The sequence below is a fragment of the Microbacterium sp. P26 genome (genome assembly GCF_023712585.1).
Lineage (GTDB): Bacteria > Actinomycetota > Actinomycetes > Actinomycetales > Microbacteriaceae > Microbacterium > Microbacterium algihabitans_A.
Genome location: NZ_JAMAXZ010000007.1, coordinates 86717 through 103453, shown reverse-complemented (window position 1 = coordinate 103453; position 16737 = coordinate 86717). Strand labels below are relative to the sequence as shown.

General features: G+C 70.3%; 19 protein-coding genes and 1 pseudogene. 12 read left to right on the top strand and 8 right to left on the bottom strand.

From position 1 onward, the window contains the following. Positions 1-3: 3 nt before the first annotated feature. From M3667_RS13660 to M3667_RS13645, 4 genes are read left to right on the top strand one after another with little or no spacing between them, the layout of a single operon-like run. Positions 4-411, top strand: a complete 408-nt coding sequence (locus tag M3667_RS13660) for a YbaB/EbfC family nucleoid-associated protein (RefSeq protein WP_251508782.1) — start codon at positions 4-6, stop codon at positions 409-411. After that, complete coding sequence (locus tag M3667_RS13655) at positions 408-740, top strand: hypothetical protein (RefSeq protein ID WP_251508781.1); 333 nt, start codon at positions 408-410, stop codon at positions 738-740. The genes M3667_RS13660 and M3667_RS13655 overlap by 4 nt, the downstream gene beginning before the upstream one ends. Then, positions 737-1540, top strand: coding sequence for a hypothetical protein (locus M3667_RS13650; protein WP_251508780.1), 804 nt, complete (start codon positions 737-739; stop codon positions 1538-1540). The genes M3667_RS13655 and M3667_RS13650 overlap by 4 nt, the downstream gene beginning before the upstream one ends. Continuing rightward, a complete protein-coding gene (locus tag M3667_RS13645; protein WP_251508779.1) occupies positions 1537-2559 on the top strand; it encodes an epimerase in 1023 nt (340 codons plus the stop codon). The genes M3667_RS13650 and M3667_RS13645 overlap by 4 nt, the downstream gene beginning before the upstream one ends. A 61-nt stretch (positions 2560-2620) precedes the next feature. On the opposite strand, the gene M3667_RS13640 is transcribed toward M3667_RS13645, so the two are convergent. After that, a complete protein-coding gene (locus M3667_RS13640; protein WP_251508776.1) occupies positions 2621-2779 on the bottom strand; it encodes a hypothetical protein in 159 nt (52 codons plus the stop codon). Positions 2780-2920: 141 nt separating this feature from the next. Here M3667_RS13640 and M3667_RS13635 point away from each other — a divergent pair, with 141 nt between their 5' ends. Beyond that, entirely contained in the window at positions 2921-3217 is a 297-nt protein-coding gene (locus M3667_RS13635; RefSeq protein ID WP_251508774.1) for a hypothetical protein, read from the top strand. Between the two features lie 4 nt (positions 3218-3221). Here M3667_RS13635 and M3667_RS13630 read toward each other — a convergent pair whose 3' ends face one another. Next, complete coding sequence (locus M3667_RS13630) at positions 3222-4151, bottom strand: AraC family transcriptional regulator (RefSeq protein ID WP_251508772.1); 930 nt, start codon at positions 4149-4151, stop codon at positions 3222-3224. A gap of 88 nt (positions 4152-4239) precedes the next feature. Here M3667_RS13630 and M3667_RS13625 point away from each other — a divergent pair, with 88 nt between their 5' ends. Then, positions 4240-4704, top strand: a complete 465-nt coding sequence (locus tag M3667_RS13625; protein WP_251508770.1) for a GNAT family N-acetyltransferase — start codon at positions 4240-4242, stop codon at positions 4702-4704. 130 nt (positions 4705-4834) lie between these two features. Here the strand turns inward: M3667_RS13625 and M3667_RS13620 are convergent, their stop codons facing one another. Beyond that, positions 4835-5728 carry an SDR family oxidoreductase gene (locus M3667_RS13620; protein WP_144785800.1) on the bottom strand — a complete coding sequence of 298 codons (894 nt, stop codon included), beginning with the start codon at positions 5726-5728 and terminating at the stop codon, positions 4835-4837. 201 nt (positions 5729-5929) lie between these two features. On the opposite strand from M3667_RS13620, the gene M3667_RS17140 reads away from it, so the two are divergent. Next, positions 5930-6058 carry a Vmc-like lipoprotein signal peptide domain-containing protein gene (locus M3667_RS17140; protein WP_368859157.1) on the top strand — a complete coding sequence of 43 codons (129 nt, stop codon included), beginning with the start codon at positions 5930-5932 and terminating at the stop codon, positions 6056-6058. Here the strand turns inward: M3667_RS17140 and M3667_RS13615 are convergent. Continuing rightward, positions 6004-7590, bottom strand: a pseudogene (locus tag M3667_RS13615) (glycoside hydrolase family 15 protein); the annotation flags it as partial. The gene M3667_RS17140 and the pseudogene M3667_RS13615 overlap by 55 nt on opposite strands. A 169-nt stretch (positions 7591-7759) precedes the next feature. Here M3667_RS13615 and M3667_RS13610 point away from each other — a divergent pair. Then, positions 7760-8320, top strand: a complete 561-nt coding sequence (locus M3667_RS13610) for a Dps family protein (RefSeq protein WP_144832893.1) — start codon at positions 7760-7762, stop codon at positions 8318-8320. An 81-nt stretch (positions 8321-8401) separates the two neighbouring features. Here the strand turns inward: M3667_RS13610 and M3667_RS13605 are convergent, their stop codons facing one another. Beyond that, positions 8402-8833 (bottom strand): hypothetical protein, encoded by a 432-nt coding sequence (locus M3667_RS13605; protein WP_251508766.1) that lies wholly within the window; start codon positions 8831-8833, stop codon positions 8402-8404. A 211-nt stretch (positions 8834-9044) separates the two neighbouring features. Between M3667_RS13605 and M3667_RS13600 the strand changes: the two genes are divergently transcribed. Next, a complete protein-coding gene (locus M3667_RS13600) occupies positions 9045-9959 on the top strand; it encodes a hypothetical protein (RefSeq protein WP_251508764.1) in 915 nt (304 codons plus the stop codon). Here M3667_RS13600 and M3667_RS13595 read toward each other — a convergent pair. Further along, a complete protein-coding gene (locus tag M3667_RS13595; RefSeq protein WP_251508762.1) occupies positions 9956-12487 on the bottom strand; it encodes a DEAD/DEAH box helicase in 2532 nt (843 codons plus the stop codon). The genes M3667_RS13600 and M3667_RS13595 overlap by 4 nt on opposite strands. 44 nt (positions 12488-12531) lie before the next feature. Continuing rightward, positions 12532-13377 carry a hypothetical protein gene (locus M3667_RS13590; protein WP_251508760.1) on the bottom strand — a complete coding sequence of 282 codons (846 nt, stop codon included), beginning with the start codon at positions 13375-13377 and terminating at the stop codon, positions 12532-12534. Positions 13378-13466: 89 nt separating this feature from the next. On the opposite strand from M3667_RS13590, the gene M3667_RS13585 reads away from it, so the two are divergent. After that, the gene (locus M3667_RS13585; RefSeq protein WP_251508758.1) at positions 13467-14501 is read left to right on the top strand and encodes an LLM class flavin-dependent oxidoreductase; all 1035 of its coding nucleotides are present in this window, start codon (positions 13467-13469) and stop codon (positions 14499-14501) included. Between the two features lie 71 nt (positions 14502-14572). Continuing rightward, positions 14573-15043 (top strand): GNAT family N-acetyltransferase, encoded by a 471-nt coding sequence (locus M3667_RS13580; RefSeq protein ID WP_251508755.1) that lies wholly within the window; start codon positions 14573-14575, stop codon positions 15041-15043. A 52-nt stretch (positions 15044-15095) separates the two neighbouring features. Here the strand turns inward: M3667_RS13580 and M3667_RS13575 are convergent, their stop codons facing one another. Further along, entirely contained in the window at positions 15096-15380 is a 285-nt protein-coding gene (locus M3667_RS13575) for a hypothetical protein (RefSeq protein ID WP_251508754.1), read from the bottom strand. 189 nt (positions 15381-15569) lie between these two features. Here M3667_RS13575 and M3667_RS17065 point away from each other — a divergent pair, with 189 nt between their 5' ends. Then, positions 15570-16736: a GNAT family N-acetyltransferase gene (locus M3667_RS17065; RefSeq protein ID WP_308196464.1), complete on the top strand. Its 1167-nt coding sequence runs from the start codon at positions 15570-15572 to the stop codon at positions 16734-16736. The last annotated feature ends 1 nt before the right edge of the window (position 16737 follow it).

Genomic DNA, 16737 nt, shown 5'->3' with positions numbered 1-16737 from the left:
ACCTTGATCGAACCAGATGTGGAGGCGCGCGAAGCCGCGCTCCGGAAGATCGATGCGCAGGTGGCGGGGGCAGCGGTGCACGCGGAACGGATGCAGATCCTCGCGGCGAGCATCGCCTCCGTCGACGCGACCGAGCGCTCGCACAACGACGAGCTTTCGGTGACCGTCGATGTGGCGGGCCGCCTTCTCGACGTGACCTTCAGCGATCGGGCCCTCGATCTGGGCCGGGAACGGCTGGCAGAGGTGCTGCTGACGACGGTGCGCGCGGCCTATCGCTCCGCCTCCGAGCGCAGCGTCGAGCTCGCCGCCGAGGTGCTCGGTGAGGACTCCCCCACGGTCACCAAGATCCGCACCGATGCGGAGACCCGCATGCCACCGCTCCCCCACGAGGGCGAGGGGCGGGACGCATGACTCACGAGATCGCGATCGACTGCGACATCCTCGACGCCCACGCCGCCAAGGTGAGCGCCATCGCGCAGCGGCTCGAGGCCCCGATCGGCGCCATCGGCTACATGACCCTGGGCTCCGACGCCTACGGGCTCATGTGCGCGGCGGCCGCGGCGCCGACCACGCTCATGGGTGTGGGCGCGGGGGCCTCACTCGCCGCCACGCGCGAACTGCTCGAGCGATCGAGTCGCATCGTGAAGCTCATCACGCGCGACTTCGCCGAGTGCGAGGCCACCGCGATCGACGGCATCCGCACCCTGGACGCCCAGCTGGGCGGAGGGGTGGCGGTATGACCCCGGTCGGCTGGGGCGGTGTCGTCACCGGGAACGCGGCGGCCGCCGGGAACTCGCTGATCGTGGCCCCCGAGATGCCGGGGTGGATGGACGGAGTGGGGCCGTTCGAAGACGGATTCAACGTCGCCGAGAGCCTGTCCACCGGCGACTGGGTCGGCGCCTCGCTCAACATGGGTTCGATCGCGCTCGACGTGGCCTCGGCCATCATGAACCCGATCGCGACGCTGGTCTCGCTCGGGGCCGGCTGGGTGCTCGAGCACGTGTTCCCCCTCAGCGACTGGCTCGACCAGTTGACGGGCGACCACCACATGGTCACCAGCTACGCCGCCACGTGGGCCGGGGTCGCCGAAGCCGTGCATTCCGCAGGTGCCGACCTCGAGGCGAGCATCCCGGATCTGCAGAGCCTCAGCGGCTTCACCATCGACACCTACCGGGCGTTCCTGACGACGATGGCGTCGGCGCTCGACACGGCCTCGATGATGGCGAAGGGCGTCGGCATCGCGGTCGAGTTGCTCTCCACCATCGTGAAGGCCGTCCACGACCTGGTGCGCGACGCCCTCAGCGACCTCGTGGGCTACGTCGTGCAGGCGCTGGTCGAGATCGCGGCCACGCTGGGCGCCGCGACTCCCGTGGTGGCAGCCCAGGTCGCGATCAAAGCCGCCGACTGGGCCGCGCTGCTGGCGAAATTCGTGAAAGACCTCATCCGGTCGGCCGGCACCTACGTCGACCTGACGAAGTCGCTGAAGGACGTCTATGACGGCGTGAGCGAATCGCTGAGCTCGCACATGCGCACCGCATGACGCCGAACGAGGCGCCCGACCGGCCCCGCGTCGTCATCGCCGGGGCGGGCGGATTCGTGGGCGGATCGCTTCGCGCGGCGTTCGCGGAGGAGGGCTACGAGGTGGTGACGATCGGTCGGTCGGGGCCGATCGTCTGGGGCGACACCGCGGCCATCGCCCGCGCGGTCGACGGTGCCGACGTGCTCGTGAACCTCGCCGGAAAGATCGTGTCGTGCCGGTACACCGACGCGAACCGCGACGAGATCCTGCGCTCGCGCGTCGACACGACGAGGTCGCTGCACCGCGCCGTGAGCGCCGCGCGGCGACCACCCCGCGTGTGGATGAACGCCTCCACCGCGACCATCTACCGGCACGAGACCGAGAGCGGCAACGACGAGATCGACGGCATGATCGGCGACGGGTTCTCGGTGGATGTCGCCACCAGCTGGGAGCGCGCGTTCTTCGACGGCGACCTCCCCGACACACGGAGGGTCGCCCTGCGCATGGCGATCGTGCTCGGCGACGGCCCCGCCACCCGCATGCTGTTCGCCCTGGCCCGCCTCGGGCTCGGCGGGCCGCAGATCGACAGCTGGTGGTTCCCGCATCGCCGCTATCGCGGGATCGGCGCGCACCCCACGGGCCCGGCGCTCTCGGGGTGGCACCGCACCTCGGGCCGGCAGCGGTTCAGTTGGATCCACATCGACGACGTCGTGGGGTCGGTGCGGTTCCTCCGCGACCGCGAGGATCTCGCCGGTCCCGTCAACCTGTCGGCCCCGGAGGTGAGCGACAACCGCACGCTGATGCGCGAGCTGCGGCGCATCGCGCGGATGCCCTTCGGGCTCGCGGCCTTCCGCTGGATGCTCGACCCCGCCATGGCGTTGCTGCGCAACGAGCCCGAACTCGTGCTCAAGAGCCGCTGGGCCGTGCCGCGCGTCCTGCAGGAGGCCGGCTACGTGTTCCGGCACGAGGCGCTGAGGCCGGCGCTCGTGGCCGTCGCAGCCCAGCGCCCGCCGCGGGCACGCGACCTGTTCCTCGCCTGAACGCACGAACGCCGCCCGCCGCGACGTCTGTCGCGCGGGGCGGCGTGGTGGACGCGGAGCGTCAGGCCTTGCGGCGGATGAAGCGCATGAGGGCGGCGATCACACCGATGATCAGGATCATGATGCCGATCCACAGCAGGAACTTCACCGCCTCGACGAAGACGCCGAGGAACAGCAGCACGAGACCGACGATGACGAGGATGATGGCGAGAGCTGGCATGTCTCCACCCTGCCCGGCGTCCGCGATCCGGCCCACGCCCTTGACACCGTCGACGGCGCACGGCAGAACGCATGTCAAGAGCCTCGGCCCCGCGGCATCCGGGGACTACCGTCGAATCACCACGACCCCGAGGAGGCGGCTATGGCTGATCACCACGTTCCCGGCCATGACGGCGACCACGTCGACGGACATGCGGGCGCACACGGCACCGGACCCGGCGAGGGCGAGTACACCGACGTGCAGCTGCCGGACGGCACCGCGGATCGCGGCAGCTCCGACCAGCCCGGTGAGTACGTCGACCGCGAGAACGCCGACGGCAGCACCTCTCGTCCGCGTGCCGACGAGGCGGGCTCCTACACCGACGTCCAGCTGCCCAGCGGCGACCGCGACGGCGAAGACGTGGGCGACCCCGGCGAGTACACCGACCGCGATCGCTGAGCGCTCAGCGTTCGAGCGTCGTGCGCGGAGAGACGCCGTAGGCCGCCCGGTACGCGGTGGCGAACACGGCGGGATCGGCGTACCCCCATCGCGCGGCGATCTGCTCGGTGCTCGTCTCGTCGGCGTGCGCGTCGAGCAGGTCGGCGTGCGCGGCGCTGAGACGGGCGAGTTCGAGATAGCCCTCGGGCGACTCGACCACCTGCCCGTTGGCGGCGAACGCGCGACGCAGCCCGTCGATCGAGGTGCCCGCGGCGCGCGCGGCATCGTCGATCGTGACCGGCAGCGAGGCGTGATCGTCGATCCACGCGGCGGCGGCGTTGTAGATCGACGCCTGGGCAGCGGCCGACGCGCGACGCTCGCGCGGATCGCCGACGAGGGCGAAGCTCTCGAGTGCCGCGACAGACAGCGCGCGGTACACGTGAGCCCGCACGAGCGGTTCCGCGAGGACCGGAACCTGCGTCAGGGCCCATCGCTGGGTCGCCAGCCAGTAATCGCGCAGGCGCGGAGTGACGGGGTCGGTCCCGGCGAAGCGCACGCTGAGCTCCTCGTCGCCGTAGACGGTGCGCGCGGTCTGCGTCAGTCGCTCGGCATCGAACGAGACGACGTCGAGACGGCAGTGGTCGGCGAGCGCGCGCAGCTCGTCACCGGGTTGGATGACACCCGGCGCGACGCTGTACTCACCGTCCCAGCGACCGATCCGCCAGGCGTACCCGGGAGTCGAGCTGCACACGTAGAAGCGGTCGGATTCGTAGGCCAGATCGACGCGGGACTCCCACTCGAGTCGTCTCAGCGCGAACGCGCCGTCGCCGACGAGTCGCTCGGCGTAGACGGCGTCGTCGGCCTGCAGGTCGACGTGACCGTACTGCGCGCGCAGCCACGCGTCCGTCGCGGCGATGTCGTCGGTGCGGACCGAGGTGTCGTAGAAGTCATTCATGGTGCGAGATACCGTTCACCTGAATGACGCGGCACTGAAGCCCATGATAGTTAACCCGCAGCCTCACGCCCCCCAGAAGGACACGACCATGGCCGACTCGCCCACCATCCGCCCGATCACCACCGACGACGCGGGAGAGGTGCTGACCATCCAACGCGCCGCGTTCGCGAGCGAGGCGCTCATCTACGGCGACCCCGACATGCCCCCGCTCACCCAGACGCTCGAAGAGCTGCGGGCGGAGCTCGTCGAGAATCTCGGGTGCGTCGCGGTCGACGGATACCGCCTCGTCGGAGCCGTCCGCGCGCGCCGCGACGCGGATCTGCTGCTGATCGGCCGCCTCGCGATCGCGCCCGATCAGCAGGGCGCGGGGCTCGGGTCGGCGCTCCTGGCGGCCGTCGAGCAGCGCGGTCGCGACGAGGGGGCGACGACCGCGGAACTCTTCACCGGCGGCCTCAGCGAGGCCAACCAGCGCCTGTACGAGCGCGAGGGCTACCACCGCTCGGAAGAGACCGCCGACGGCGAGATCTTCTACCGCAAGTCGCTCACCGACTGACCTGCCGTAGCGAGGTCCCTGAGCCCGTCGAAGGGACCGGAGGCTTCGACGAGCTCAGCCACCCCCGCTCCGTGCACGACAGAGGGCCGCCGTCCGAACCCCGGACGACGGCCCTCCCCGCGCGCGACGCTTACGGCGTGGGCATGCCGCCGTTGACGTTGAGCGTCTCACCGATCACGTAGCTCGACTCCGCCGAGGCGAGGTAGACGTACGCCGGGGCGAGCTCGGCCGGCTGGCCCATGCGACCGAGAGGGGTCTCCTCGCCGAACTCGTCGACCTTCTCGTCGGGCTGGCCGTCGGTCACCTGGAGCGGGGTCCAGATGGGGCCGGGAGCCACGGCGTTGACGCGGATGCCCTTGGGCGCGAGCTGCTGACCGAGCGCCTTGGTGAAGGTGTTGATGGTCGCCTTGGTCGAGGCGTAGTCCACGAGGATCGGAGCCGGCGAGTAGGCCTGGATCGAGGTCGTGTTGATGATGGTCGAACCGGGCTTCAGGTGCGGCACGGCCTCTTTGCAGATCCAGAACATCGCGTAGACGTTGGTCTTGAACGTGTCGTCGAACTGCTCGTCGGTCAGGGTGGTGACGTCTTCGTTGAAGATCTGCTTGCCGCCGTTGTTGACGACGATGTCGAGGCCGCCGAGGCCCTCGACCGCTTCCTTCACGAGCGTGCGGGCGTACTCGCGCTCGCGCAGGTCGCCGGGGATCTGCACGACCGTGGCACCGGCTTCGCGGAGGATTCCGGCGATGCGGTCGGCATCCTCCTTCTCCTGCGGCAGGTACGACATCGCGACCGAGGCGCCCTCGCGGGCGAAGGCGATCGCGGTGGCGGCACCGATGCCCGAGTCGGCGCCGGTGATGAGGGCCTTGCGCCCCTTCAGCCGCTCGGTGCCGACGTAGGTGTCCTCGCCCAACTTGGCCTTGGGCGTCAGCTCGGCGTCGAGACCGGGCTCCTTCTGGTCCTGCGACTGCGGGTCGATGTCGGCGTACAGCTTCGACGGGTCGGTGAACGTGTACTGCGTGCTCATGGCGAGTCCTTTCAGGGGGGTGGATGCCGAGACCCGGGGGCCTCGGCGGAGGGTCAGTGGCCGCCGAGGTCGGCGGGGTCGACGACTTCGCGGATGACGAGGGCGGCGTTGATGAGGGCGAGGTGGCTGAGCGCCTGAGGGAGGTTGCCCCAGAAGGCCCCGTCGTCTTCGGCGATCATCTCGGAGTAGACGCCGACGTCGTTGCCCTGGGCGACGAGGGCGTCCATCGCCTCGATCGCCTCGGCGTGCCGGCCGACGCAGGCCAGGGCGGTCGCCCGCCAGAAGGCGCACGCGACGAAGGTCTGCTCCTCCTGGTCCATGCCGGTATAGCGGTAGACGAGGTGGTTCTCGGTCGTGAGGCGCTCGGTGATGGCATCCACCGTCTTCGACATGCGCTCGCCCCGGTCGAAGCCCGTCGGAGCGTGCAGCAGCACCGAGGCGTCGAGGTCCTCACTGCCGGGGGCGAGCGTGTACGTCTGCAGGTCTTCCGACCAGCAGTGCTCGTCGACCCAGTGATGGATGCGGTCGCGCTCGGCGCGCCAGCGGTCGCTGTTGTCGGGGATGTGGCCGCCGGAGGCGAGCCACTGCGCATCGTCGAGCGCCTTCCAGCAGCCCATCTTCGACGAGGTGTAGTGCCGCAGCTCGGGGAGCTCCCACATGCCCGAGTCCTCGAGACGCCACAGGTCGCACGTGCGGTCGGCGACGTCGGCGAGCAGGCGCCCGGTCTGGATGTCGAGGCGGTTGCCGGCCTCGACGTAGGTGCGGCAGAGGGCGATGAGGTCGCCGTAGACGCCGAGCTGCAGCTGCCCCTGCGCCGGGTTGCCGGTGACGACGGGCTGATTGCCGTTCCATCCCGGCACCTGGTGCTTCTCGAGCCCGATCTCGGCGTCGCCGTCGAGGGTGTACATCACCTGTACTTCGGGGCCGTTCTTGCGGATCGTGCGCAGCAGCCACGAGATCGCGGCGTGCGTCTCTTCGCGCAGGCCGAAGCCGACCCAGGCGTGTGCGGTGTAGGCGAGGTCGCGCACCCAGGCGTAGCGGTAGTCCCAGTTCTTCCCGCCGCGCGGGTTCTCGGGAAGCGACGTCGTGGCCGCGGCCGCGATCGCACCGGTCGGGCTGAACAGCAGGAGCTTGAGGGCGAGGGCGCTGCGCTGCACGTCGTCGGCCCAGGGGCCGTCGTACGAGAACTCGTCCGACCACATCTCCCAGCCGCCGATGGTGCGGTCGATCCCGCGGTCGACGTTCTTCGCGTCGGGAACACGCAGGGGCTCTCCCTCGGTCGCGGCGATCACCAGCAGGTGACGCGACCCCTTCTCGGTCGTGAAACCGCCGTCGATGCTCTCGTTGCCGGCATCCGGATCGCCGTGAAGACCGTGCTCGTGGCCCGTCACCGCGAGCGAGACGTGTCCGATGCGCATGATCGAGAAGCCGTCGATGCGCTCGGTCCACGGGGCGGCGGAGCGCAGCATGGTGCCGGGCTGCACGCACCAGGCGAACTCGACCTCGCCTTTCACCCCGTCGACGCGGCGGGCGAGCTCCGCCCACGGCAGGCGACCGGCAATGCCGGTGACCATCGCATCGGTGACCGTGGCGACCCCGGTGTCGGTCGTGAACGTCGTCTCGAGCACGTTCGTGCGCGGGATGTAACGACGGGTGACGGTGTACTCCCCGACCGGGGCGAGCTCGATGCAGCCGCCGGCCGACTCGTCGACGAGGCGCGCGAAGACGGGCCGCGAGTGGATGTTGGGCAGCGGCAGCCAGTCGACCGATCCGTCGAGGCCGATCAGGGCGACCGTGCGACCGTCGCCGATCGCGGCGTAGTCGCGGAGGGGGCGAGAAGGCGAGGGCGGATGCAAAGGCACGACGCTCACGCTAGGAACGCGGCGGCGGAACGGAGCCGGGGTTGTCGATCCCCGGATGAACGGCTACGGGTGACCGGCGGTACCCCGGCTTCGCGGCCCCCGCAACCCCCGCTGCGACTGCGGGCATCGCGCTTAGCGTCGATGTCGACCGTGAGTGAAAGGAACGCGCATGTCCACCACCACCAAGGACGCCCCCACCAAGAACCGTCGTCGCCCCGCGCGCGGAGGCAGCGGTCCGGAGACCACCGACGAGCAGAACGCCGAGAAGGGCTTTCAGGCGTCGGAGAAGCTGACCGACTCGCTGCAGGCCGTGCTCGTCGACCTGATCGAGCTGTCGATCCAGGGCAAGCAGGCCCACTGGAACGTCGTCGGCAAGAACTTCCGCGACACCCACCTTCAGCTCGATGAGATCATCGACGCCGCTCGTGAGTTCAGCGACGAGGTCGCCGAGCGCATGCGGGCTCTGCACGCCCTGCCTGATGGCCGCAGCGACACCATCGCCGAGACCACCACCCTGCCGGAGTTCCCCCAGGGCGAGGTCGACACGTCGGAGGTCATCGACCTCATCACCCAGCGTCTCGACGCGACGGTCGGCACCGTCCGCGAGGTGCACGACGACGTCGACGACGAAGACCCCACGAGCGCCGACATCCTGCACGGTGTGCTCGAGCGTCTCGAGCAGCTGTCGTGGATGGTCAGCGCCGAGAACCGCGTCGCCCGCAAGTCGTAACACGCGCAGAACACACCGGATGCCGGGGCCTCAGGGCCTCGGCATCCGTCGTTCGTGCGCGAGTTCCCGCAGCTCCGCAGCTCACCCGCGCGCGATGAGGAACGGCGGGTGGGGGCCCTCGAGGCGGGCCACCGTCGTTCGGATGTCGGCGAGGGTTTCACCGACGGCGATGAAGCGCTCGTCGGTGCGCGCCTCGAAGCGCGCGAGGTCGAGCTTGAGGCCGACGAGTGATTCCTCGAGGGTCGTGGAACGGGCGTCGGCCCCGTCCATGCGCGCGTCCATTCGGTCGAAGCGCGCGTCCATCCGGTCGAAGCGTGTGTCCATCCGGTCGAAGCGTGCGTCCATCTGGGTGAAGCGTGCGTCCATCTGGGTGAAGCGTGCGCTGACGTCGGCGAAACGTGCGTCGGTGCGGTGCTCGACACGACCGAGCATCCACTTCGTGCCTCCGAGGATCGTCGCCGAGCCGGTGACGAGCAATCCGATCGCGGTCGACAGCAGGGGGATCGTCTCCATGAGCCGGTCCTTTCACGAGGAGATGCCCCGACTGTAGATCACGGCGCGGGCTGCCCGCCGGGCGCTGCCGTGAGACTGTGCGCGAATTCACCCGATCGCCCACTGTGAAGAAGGTGGTCGCCACGCGTGCCGGGTGGCGACGACGGCTCGGCGACACGATGCGCGCGCGTCGCTCCGATAGCGTCGGAGCATCGACCGAGACGGGGGCCTCATGGACGACGACACCGACGTGCACCGACGATCGCGCACGGCGTGGTTCGTGCTGCTGGGAGCGGCGGGTGGCGTGGCGGGTCTGCTGCCCTGGCTCCTGACCGGGCCGTTCCTGCCGCTGCAGAACCTCGGCGAGGGCCAGGATCCCGCGAAGAACGGGCCCGTCGTGATGCTGCCATACAGCCAGTACACGATCGCGACGATCATCGTGCTGCTCGTCGTCGGGGGCGTCTTCGCCGGGATCATCGCCCGCGCGCGCGGATCGCGTCCGGGCCTGGCGCGACCGTTCGCCGCGCTGGGCGGGCTCGTGATCGTGCAGGTCGTCGCGATCGTGCAGACGGCGGCGACCACCCGCTCGGTGCTGCAGGAGCGCGACGAGTCGGTGCTCTACCTGGTGCTGCTGACGGCCGTAGCCGTGCTGGCCGCGCTCACGGCGTGGGTCGCGTGCGTCCTCCTCGCCGCCGCACCGCGCGCCGGCGCGGGTCTCGGCCTCGTCGTGGGGGCCGCAGCGGGCGGGTCGTGGATCGCGGCGTTCCTCTTCCCGCTGTTCTCGTACACCTCTCCGTTCGAGGGCCTGCTGCCGGTGCTGCCGTACGTCGCGCCGGTGCTCGTCGGACTCGCGATCGTGTGGACGGGCGTCTCGACGGTCGGACGGGTGCTGACCGGCATCGTGGGACTCGTGCTGGTGTGGCTCGTTCCGGCACTGACGACGGCGCTCTCCTCGGCAGCGGGGACGCGAGTGCTCGCCCGTGATCTGCCGGGTATGGCCGATTTCGGTGCTCGCGTCTTCGTCTCGGCATCCACCATGCCCGAGATCATCGTGCCGCCGCTGGTGACGACCGTCGTGATCGCCGTGGTCGGTCTGGTGCTCCGCCGCGTCGTCGGTCGGCGCCGCGCGGGGAGAACCGCGCGCTAAAGCCGCAGCACCTCGGTGACGCGCACGATCGCCGTGCCCTCCTCCTCAGAGGCGGCGAGGTCGACCTCGGCACGGATGCGCCAGTCGTGGTCGCCGGCGGGGTCGTCGATGATCTGCTCGACGCGCCAGACGCCGTCGGACGCCGGCGACTCGTCGATGACGACGAGGGCCGAAGAGCGCGCCGCTCCCCCGGTGCCGATCTCGTCGTGCTCGTCGAAATAGGAGTCGAGGGCTGCGGGCCAGTCGACGTCGGGGTCGAGTTCGACGAGCTCCTCGTCGCGCTGCAGGGCGGCCAGCTGCACGCGACGGAACATCTCGTTGCGCACGAGCACGCCGAACGCGCGCCGGTTGGTGAGGATCGACGGCGGCGCCGGCGGAACCACCGGGGCCGTGGGGTCGTCCGCCGGGTTGATCAGCTGCTCCCACTCGTCGACGAGGCTCGAGTCGACCTGACGCACGACCTCGCCGAGCCACGCGATGAGATCGAGCAGGTCGGGGGTCTGCGCATCGACCGGCACGGTCTGGCGGATCGCACGGAACGCGTCGCTCAGGTACCGCAGCACGAGACCCTCGCTGCGGGCGAGCTGGTACAGCGAGACGTACTCGCCGAACGAGCACGCGCGTTCGTACATGTCACGCACGACCGATTTGGGCGACAGTTCGAAGTCGCGGATCCATGGCTGGCTCGAGGCGAACACCTCGTACGCCTGCGCGAGCAGCTCGTCGAGGGGCTTCGGCCAGGTGATCTCCTCGAGCAGCTCCATGCGCTCGTCGTACTCGATGCCCTCGCGCTTCATCGCCGCCACGGCTTCGCCGCGCGCGCGGAACTGCTGCTGCGACAGGATCGGGCGCGGGTCGTCGAGGGTCGACTCGATGACACTGACGACGTCGAGCGCGTAGTGCCCCGTTCCTACCGACGACGCCGCTGGCACGGCATCCGGACCCCTCCCGAGCTCGACCTCGGGGTCGAGCATCTCGATCGCGGCGAGCGCGAACGGCGAGAGGGGTTGGTTGAGCGCGAAGTTCGGCTGCAGATCGACGGTCAGGTGGATGCCGTCGGCATCCGCCTCGACGACACCGGCCTGCACGAGGGTGCGGAAGATCGCCAGGGCCCTGCGGGCGAGCTCGTACTGACGGGCGCGCGGCTCGTGGTTGTCGAAGACGAGCGAGCGGACGTTGCCGAAGACGTCGCCCCCGCGAGCGATGACGTTGATGAGCATCGCCGCGCTCAGCTTCATCTGCGGCTGCAGCGGCTCGGGCTCGGCGGCGACGAGGCGGTCGTAGCTCTGCTCGGTCCAGTTGACGAAGCCCTGCGGCGCCTTCTTGCGCACGATCTTCTTCTGCTTCTTGAGGTCGTCGCCGGCCTTGAGGATCTGAGCGGCGTTCTCGATCTCGTGATCGGGCGCCATGACGACGACGGTTCCGGCGGTGTCGTAGCCCGCACGCCCCGCGCGACCGGCGATCTGGTGAAACTCGCGCGCCGAGAGCTGGCGCATGCGCGTGCCGTCGTACTTGGTCAGCGCGGTCATGAGCACGGTGCGGATCGGCACGTTGATGCCGACGCCCAGGGTGTCGGTGCCGCAGATCACGCGCAGAAGACCGCGCTGGGCGAGGGTCTCGACCAGGCGGCGGTAGCGCGGCAGCATGCCGGCGTGGTGCACGCCGATGCCCGCGCGCACGTAGCGCGACAGCGTCTTGCCGAAACCGGTCGTGAAGCGGAACCCGCCGATCGCCTCGGCGATCTCGTCGCGCTGCTCGCGCCCGATGATGCGGATCGACGACAGCGCTTGGGCGCGCTCCATCGCGGCGGCCTGCGAGAAGTGCACGACGTAGATGGGCGCTTGCTTGGTGTCGAGCAGCTCCTGCACCGTCTCGTGCACGGGGGTGCGCGCGTACTCGAAGTGCAGTGGCACGGGGCGCTCGACGCCGGTCACCCGTGCGGTGGGCCGACCGGTGCGGCGCGAGAGGTCCTCGGCGATGTCGGTGACGTCACCGAGGGTCGCCGACATGAGGATGAACTGCGCACGCGTGAGCAGCAGCAGAGGCACCTGCCAGGCCCAGCCGCGGTCGGCCTCGCCGTAGTAGTGGAACTCATCCATGACGACCTGGTCGACGTTCGCGTCGGCCCCCTGCCGCAGGGCGAGGTTGGCGAGGATCTCCGCGGTGCAGCAGATGATCGGGGCGTCGGAGTTCACCGACGAATCACCCGTGACCATGCCGACGTTCTCGGCGCCGAAGACGTCGACGAGGGCGAAGAACTTCTCGCTCACGAGGGCCTTGATCGGCGCGGTGTAATACGTGCGCCCGCCGCGGGAGAGCGCGGCGGCGTGCGCGGCGACCGCCACCAGCGACTTGCCCGTGCCGGTCGGTGTCGACAGGATCACGTTCGCGCCCGAGACGATCTCGATGATCGCCTCGTCTTGCGCGGGGTAGAGCGTGAGCCCTCGAGAGTTCGCCCACTCGACGAAGCCCAGGTACGCGGCATCCGCATCGGCGCCGGCGGGAACGTGCTCGAGAAGGGGGGTCACTCCCCCAGCCTCTCATCCGCGGTGGGGCGAACCCTTCGACAGGCTCAGGGAGCGCCCTGAATGCCGCCCGCCGCGACGGCGGGTCGGTCCTCTCCGTCGCGGTCCGCGAAGACCCCGACATTCTCTCCGTCGAAGACGAACTGCACGCTCGTGCCGAGGGGGAAGCGCTCGACGAAGGCCGCGGGCATTCCATCGGCGACGACGAACTGCACGGTCGCGGGAAACACTCCCGCGCCGCACCCGCCGTAGACGAAGTTGCCGCGGAAGCCGCGCGAACCACCCTGATCGACCTCGTCGGTGTCGAGAAGGTACAGGCAGGGGCTGCGGTTCTCGCTCGCGTCGATCTGCACGTACCCGACGAAGGCGGTCACGCCGAAGTAGTCGCGGTATCCGCGGGAATCGAGGCCGCGGTCTCCGAAGATCGAGGGGACCGTGGCCGTGGGATCCGGCACGAGCACGTCGACCTGCGCCGCACCCGTCGCCGTCGATACCGGAACCAGCGCGAGCCCCGAGGCCGTGGCGGCGCTGGCGAGGGCGGTGACCGCGGCGAGTGAGATGGCCCACGCCCAGAAGCTGCGCTTCGACCGCACGAGCGGGCGGCGTTCGCGGGGCGTTTCCTCCTCGTCTTCGTCGCTGGGCGCCTCCTCGGCGCCTTCGGCAGCGAGGGGACGGGATGTTCCGGATGCCGCTGCGGCGGCCTCGACGGCGGGCCGGGGCGGCAGCGGGGGCGGGTCGACCGGAGCGGGGGCCGGGGCCGCGCGAGCGAGACGCTCCTGCTCTTCGAGCTGCGCGAGCCGCTGCTGGGCCGCGGGATCTTCGGCGATGTCGGCGTCGGGTCCGTACGCCCGTGCGCGCAGGAGGTGCAACTCCTGGAGCACATCATCGTCCATGCTCTGAATGGTTCCACACCTGGACGCCCCCGGGGCCGATCCCGGTATATGCGCGGGAATAGATCAGCGGGTTTGGTGTTCTACCCCACATGCGCTCCTTCGGCACACTCTCCTTCGGCCACTACGGCCCCCTCGGCGGTGGGCGTCAGCTGACCGCCGGCGACTCGATGCTCCAGGCGATCGACCTCGCCCAGGGCATGGACGACCTCGGGGTCAACGGCGTCTCGTTCCGCGTGCACCACTTCGCCCGCCAGCAGGCCGCCCCCATGCCCCTGCTCGCCGCGATCGCCGCCCGCACCTCGCGCATCGAGGTCGGCACCGGCGTCATCGACATGCGGTATGAGAACCCGCTCATGCTCGCCGAGGAAGCGGCATCCGTCGATCTCATCAGCGGCAATCGACTCGCCCTCGGCGTGAGCCGTGGGTCACCCGAGTCGGTCGTCCGCGGCTACGAGGCGTTCGGCTACACCGGCTCGCAAGACCCACGCGGCGGCGACATCGCCCGCGAGCACTTCGACCTGTTCCTGCGCGCGATCGACGGCGAGGGTCTCGCCGAGCGCGACCCGATGAGCCCCTTCGGCGGCGGCACGGGCCTCCAGCGCATCGAGCCGCACTCCCCCGGTCTGCGTCAGCGCATCTGGTGGGGCGCCGGCACCACCGCGACCGCCGAGTGGGCGGGACGCCTGGGCGTGAACCTCATGTCGTCGACCCTGCTCACCGAGGCCGACGGCACGCCGTTCGACATCCTCCAGGCGCAGCAGCTCGACGCCTTCCGCGCCGCGTGGCGCGAAGCCGGACACGCCGGCGAGCCGCGCACCTCGGTCAGCCGCAGCATTTTCCCGATCGTCACAGCCGAAGACGAGATGTACTTCGGCGGTTCGGCCGGCAGCGACCAGATCGGCGTGATCGACGGCATGCGCTCCACCTTCGGCAAGACCTACGCCGCACCTCCCGAGGTGCTCGTGGAGCAGCTGCAGAACGACGCCGCGGTCATGAGCTCCGACACGCTCATGCTCACGATCCCCTCGCAGATGGGCGTCGACTTCAACCTCCGCCTCGTGGAGAACTTCGCGAAGCACGTGGCCCCCGCCCTCGGCTGGCAGTCGACTCTCGCCACCGCCTGATCCGTGAGTGCCCGAACGGGCCCGGATGCCGATTCCCCGGCATCCGGGCCCGTTCCGTTTACGGTGGGGCAGTGAGCGTCGTCATTCGCCCCGCCCGATTCCCGCGCGACGGTGACTCCGTCTCGATGCTGGTCGGCGACTACCTCCGCCGGACCGAGGCCGAGAAAGCCGAGCACGGACTCATCGATGCGGATGCCGCGATGCCCGCCCGCTACGCGCGCGAGATCGACGACCCGGCCGACGTCTTCGCCGACCGTCGCGTGCTCATCGCCGCGGTCGACGATGTGGACTGCGGCGTCGTCGTGGTCGCGCACTCAGCCGACGGAGGCGAGATCTCCCGCTTCTGGACCACCCCGGCCGCCCGCGGTCGCGGCGTCGGTTCAGCGCTGCTGGCGGCCGCCGTCGACGGTGCGCCACGACCGGTGCGCCTGTCGGTGTGGAGATGGCGCGAGCCCGCGCTCTCGCTGTACGCGCGCGCCGGGTTCGAGGTCGTCCCCTCGTGGGACGAGCGGCCCGATCTTGTCTGCCTCGAGCTGCGGTGATCCGAGCGGCGCCGGTCAGCGCGCCTCGCCGGTCAGCGCGCCGGCGCGGGGATCACCGGTAGCCCGTCAGCCCCTGCGATCGCGCGATGGTCTGCGACACGAGGTACTCGCCCCACGCCACGGCGTACGCACCGAGCGAGGCCCACACCCATCCCGAGGGCAGGACGCCGGCGAGACCGAGCAGAGCCGCCACCGTGAGGGCGACGACGACGATGAGCACCGGCACCGTGGCGCGGGCTCCGACCGTGGCCCCGTCGCTGCGCCAGATGACCAGCAGCGCCCCGGCCGTGGCGACGAGCAGGATCACCGGCGTGAACCAGGGCCCCAGGGCGCCCATGGTGATCGCGGCGCCGATCCCGGCGATCGCGAGGGAGGCGGTGCGCAGAGCGCGGATCCTCGTCGAAGAGGGCGAAGCGGCGATGGGGGTCTCCTTCGGGTGCGCGCGAGTCGGTGACGCGACTCGGCGGTTCCAGAGTAGCGACGCCGCGATACGACTCTGCTGGGCGTTCCTGCCTACGGTGGGCTCGTGGGCATTTCCCTGACGCGCCTCGATGCAAGCGATCCCGACGACGGCGCGGAGTTGTCGGCGTTCCTCACCGCGAACGGCTTCCCGTTCCACGTGCGTGCACATCCCACCATCGAACAGGTGGAGCACGACGTGCGCGCGGGCGTCTGGACGGGCGACGAGGTCGAGAGCTTCTGGATCGACGACGATGACGATGGCCGGATCGGCGTCGTCCGTCTCGACGACGTGACGGATGCCACGGCGATGGTCGATCTGCGCCTCGCCGAGCGCGCACGCGGTCACGGCCGCGGTGCGGCCGCTTTGACGGCCGCCACCGACCGGGTCTTCTCCGACCATCCCGCCGTCGTGCGATTCGAGGGGCAGACCCGCGTCGACAACGTCGCGATGCGGCGGATCTTCGAACGGTGCGGCTGGGTGCAAGAGGCCCGCTATCGCGACGGCTGGCCGGTCGCGGGCGCCGAGCCCATGGCATCCGTCGCCTACAGCGTTCTGCGTCGGGACTGGGCCGCCGGCACCATCACGCCGGTGCCGCGCGGACCCGAGGTCACGCTCTCCGGCGAGCTGCGCTGCGCCGACGCAGACGAGGCAGAGCGCGTGCGCGCCCATCTGGACGAGCACGTCACGCTCACCCGCGCCGAGCTCGGATGCCTGGCGTTCGAGGTCAGCCCCACCGACGACGAGATGGTGTGGCGGGTGGCGGAGCGCTTCGTCGACGAGGCCGCGTTCGACGCCCATCAGCGACGCGTCGCCGCCAGCACCTGGGGGCGGGAGACCGCCGGGATCGAGCGGTCGTACGTGATCCGCGGTCGGGTTCGGGATGCCGAGGCCCTCGTCGACGCGGCCTGGGTGGCCGAGCGGCACCTGCTGGATCCGTCTGTGCGCTCCGACCCGCAAGAGGTGGGCCGACTGCTCGATCCCTCGTTCGTCGAGTTCGGGCAGTCCGGCCGCCGCTGGACGCGCGACGAGATCGTGGCCGCGCTGCAGGAGGAGCCGGGCACCGACCCCTCGCCGTCGCTGAGCGAGATGGAGCACCGGGTGCTCGGACCCGACACGGTGCTGCTGACATACCTGCTGCGGTTCGAAGACCGCGTTAGCCGCCGGTCATCCCTCTGGCGGTGCGACCCCGCACCGCGGTGCCTCTTCCACCAGGGGACGCCGGTCGAGTGAG

Excerpts from the sequence above, each read along its gene's own strand:
- M3667_RS13635 (WP_251508774.1), top strand. The coding sequence starts at position 2,921 with ATGGCTGATCACCACGTTCCCGGCCATGACGGCGACCACGTCGACGGA.
- M3667_RS13600 (WP_251508764.1), top strand. The coding sequence starts at position 9,045 with ATGGACGACGACACCGACGTGCACCGACGATCGCGCACGGCGTGGTTC.
- M3667_RS13590 (WP_251508760.1), bottom strand. The coding sequence starts at position 13,377 with ATGGACGATGATGTGCTCCAGGAGTTGCACCTCCTGCGCGCACGGGCG.
- M3667_RS13645 (WP_251508779.1), top strand. The coding sequence starts at position 1,537 with ATGACGCCGAACGAGGCGCCCGACCGGCCCCGCGTCGTCATCGCCGGG.
- M3667_RS13605 (WP_251508766.1), bottom strand. The coding sequence starts at position 8,833 with ATGGAGACGATCCCCCTGCTGTCGACCGCGATCGGATTGCTCGTCACC.
- M3667_RS13610 (WP_144832893.1), top strand. The coding sequence starts at position 7,760 with ATGTCCACCACCACCAAGGACGCCCCCACCAAGAACCGTCGTCGCCCC.
- M3667_RS13640 (WP_251508776.1), bottom strand. The coding sequence starts at position 2,779 with ATGCCAGCTCTCGCCATCATCCTCGTCATCGTCGGTCTCGTGCTGCTG.
- M3667_RS13655 (WP_251508781.1), top strand. The coding sequence starts at position 408 with ATGACTCACGAGATCGCGATCGACTGCGACATCCTCGACGCCCACGCC.
- M3667_RS13620 (WP_144785800.1), bottom strand. The coding sequence starts at position 5,728 with ATGAGCACGCAGTACACGTTCACCGACCCGTCGAAGCTGTACGCCGAC.
- M3667_RS13625 (WP_251508770.1), top strand. The coding sequence starts at position 4,240 with ATGGCCGACTCGCCCACCATCCGCCCGATCACCACCGACGACGCGGGA.
- M3667_RS13585 (WP_251508758.1), top strand. The coding sequence starts at position 13,467 with ATGCGCTCCTTCGGCACACTCTCCTTCGGCCACTACGGCCCCCTCGGC.
- M3667_RS13650 (WP_251508780.1), top strand. The coding sequence starts at position 737 with ATGACCCCGGTCGGCTGGGGCGGTGTCGTCACCGGGAACGCGGCGGCC.
- M3667_RS13575 (WP_251508754.1), bottom strand. The coding sequence starts at position 15,380 with ATGGGCGCCCTGGGGCCCTGGTTCACGCCGGTGATCCTGCTCGTCGCC.
- M3667_RS13630 (WP_251508772.1), bottom strand. The coding sequence starts at position 4,151 with ATGAATGACTTCTACGACACCTCGGTCCGCACCGACGACATCGCCGCG.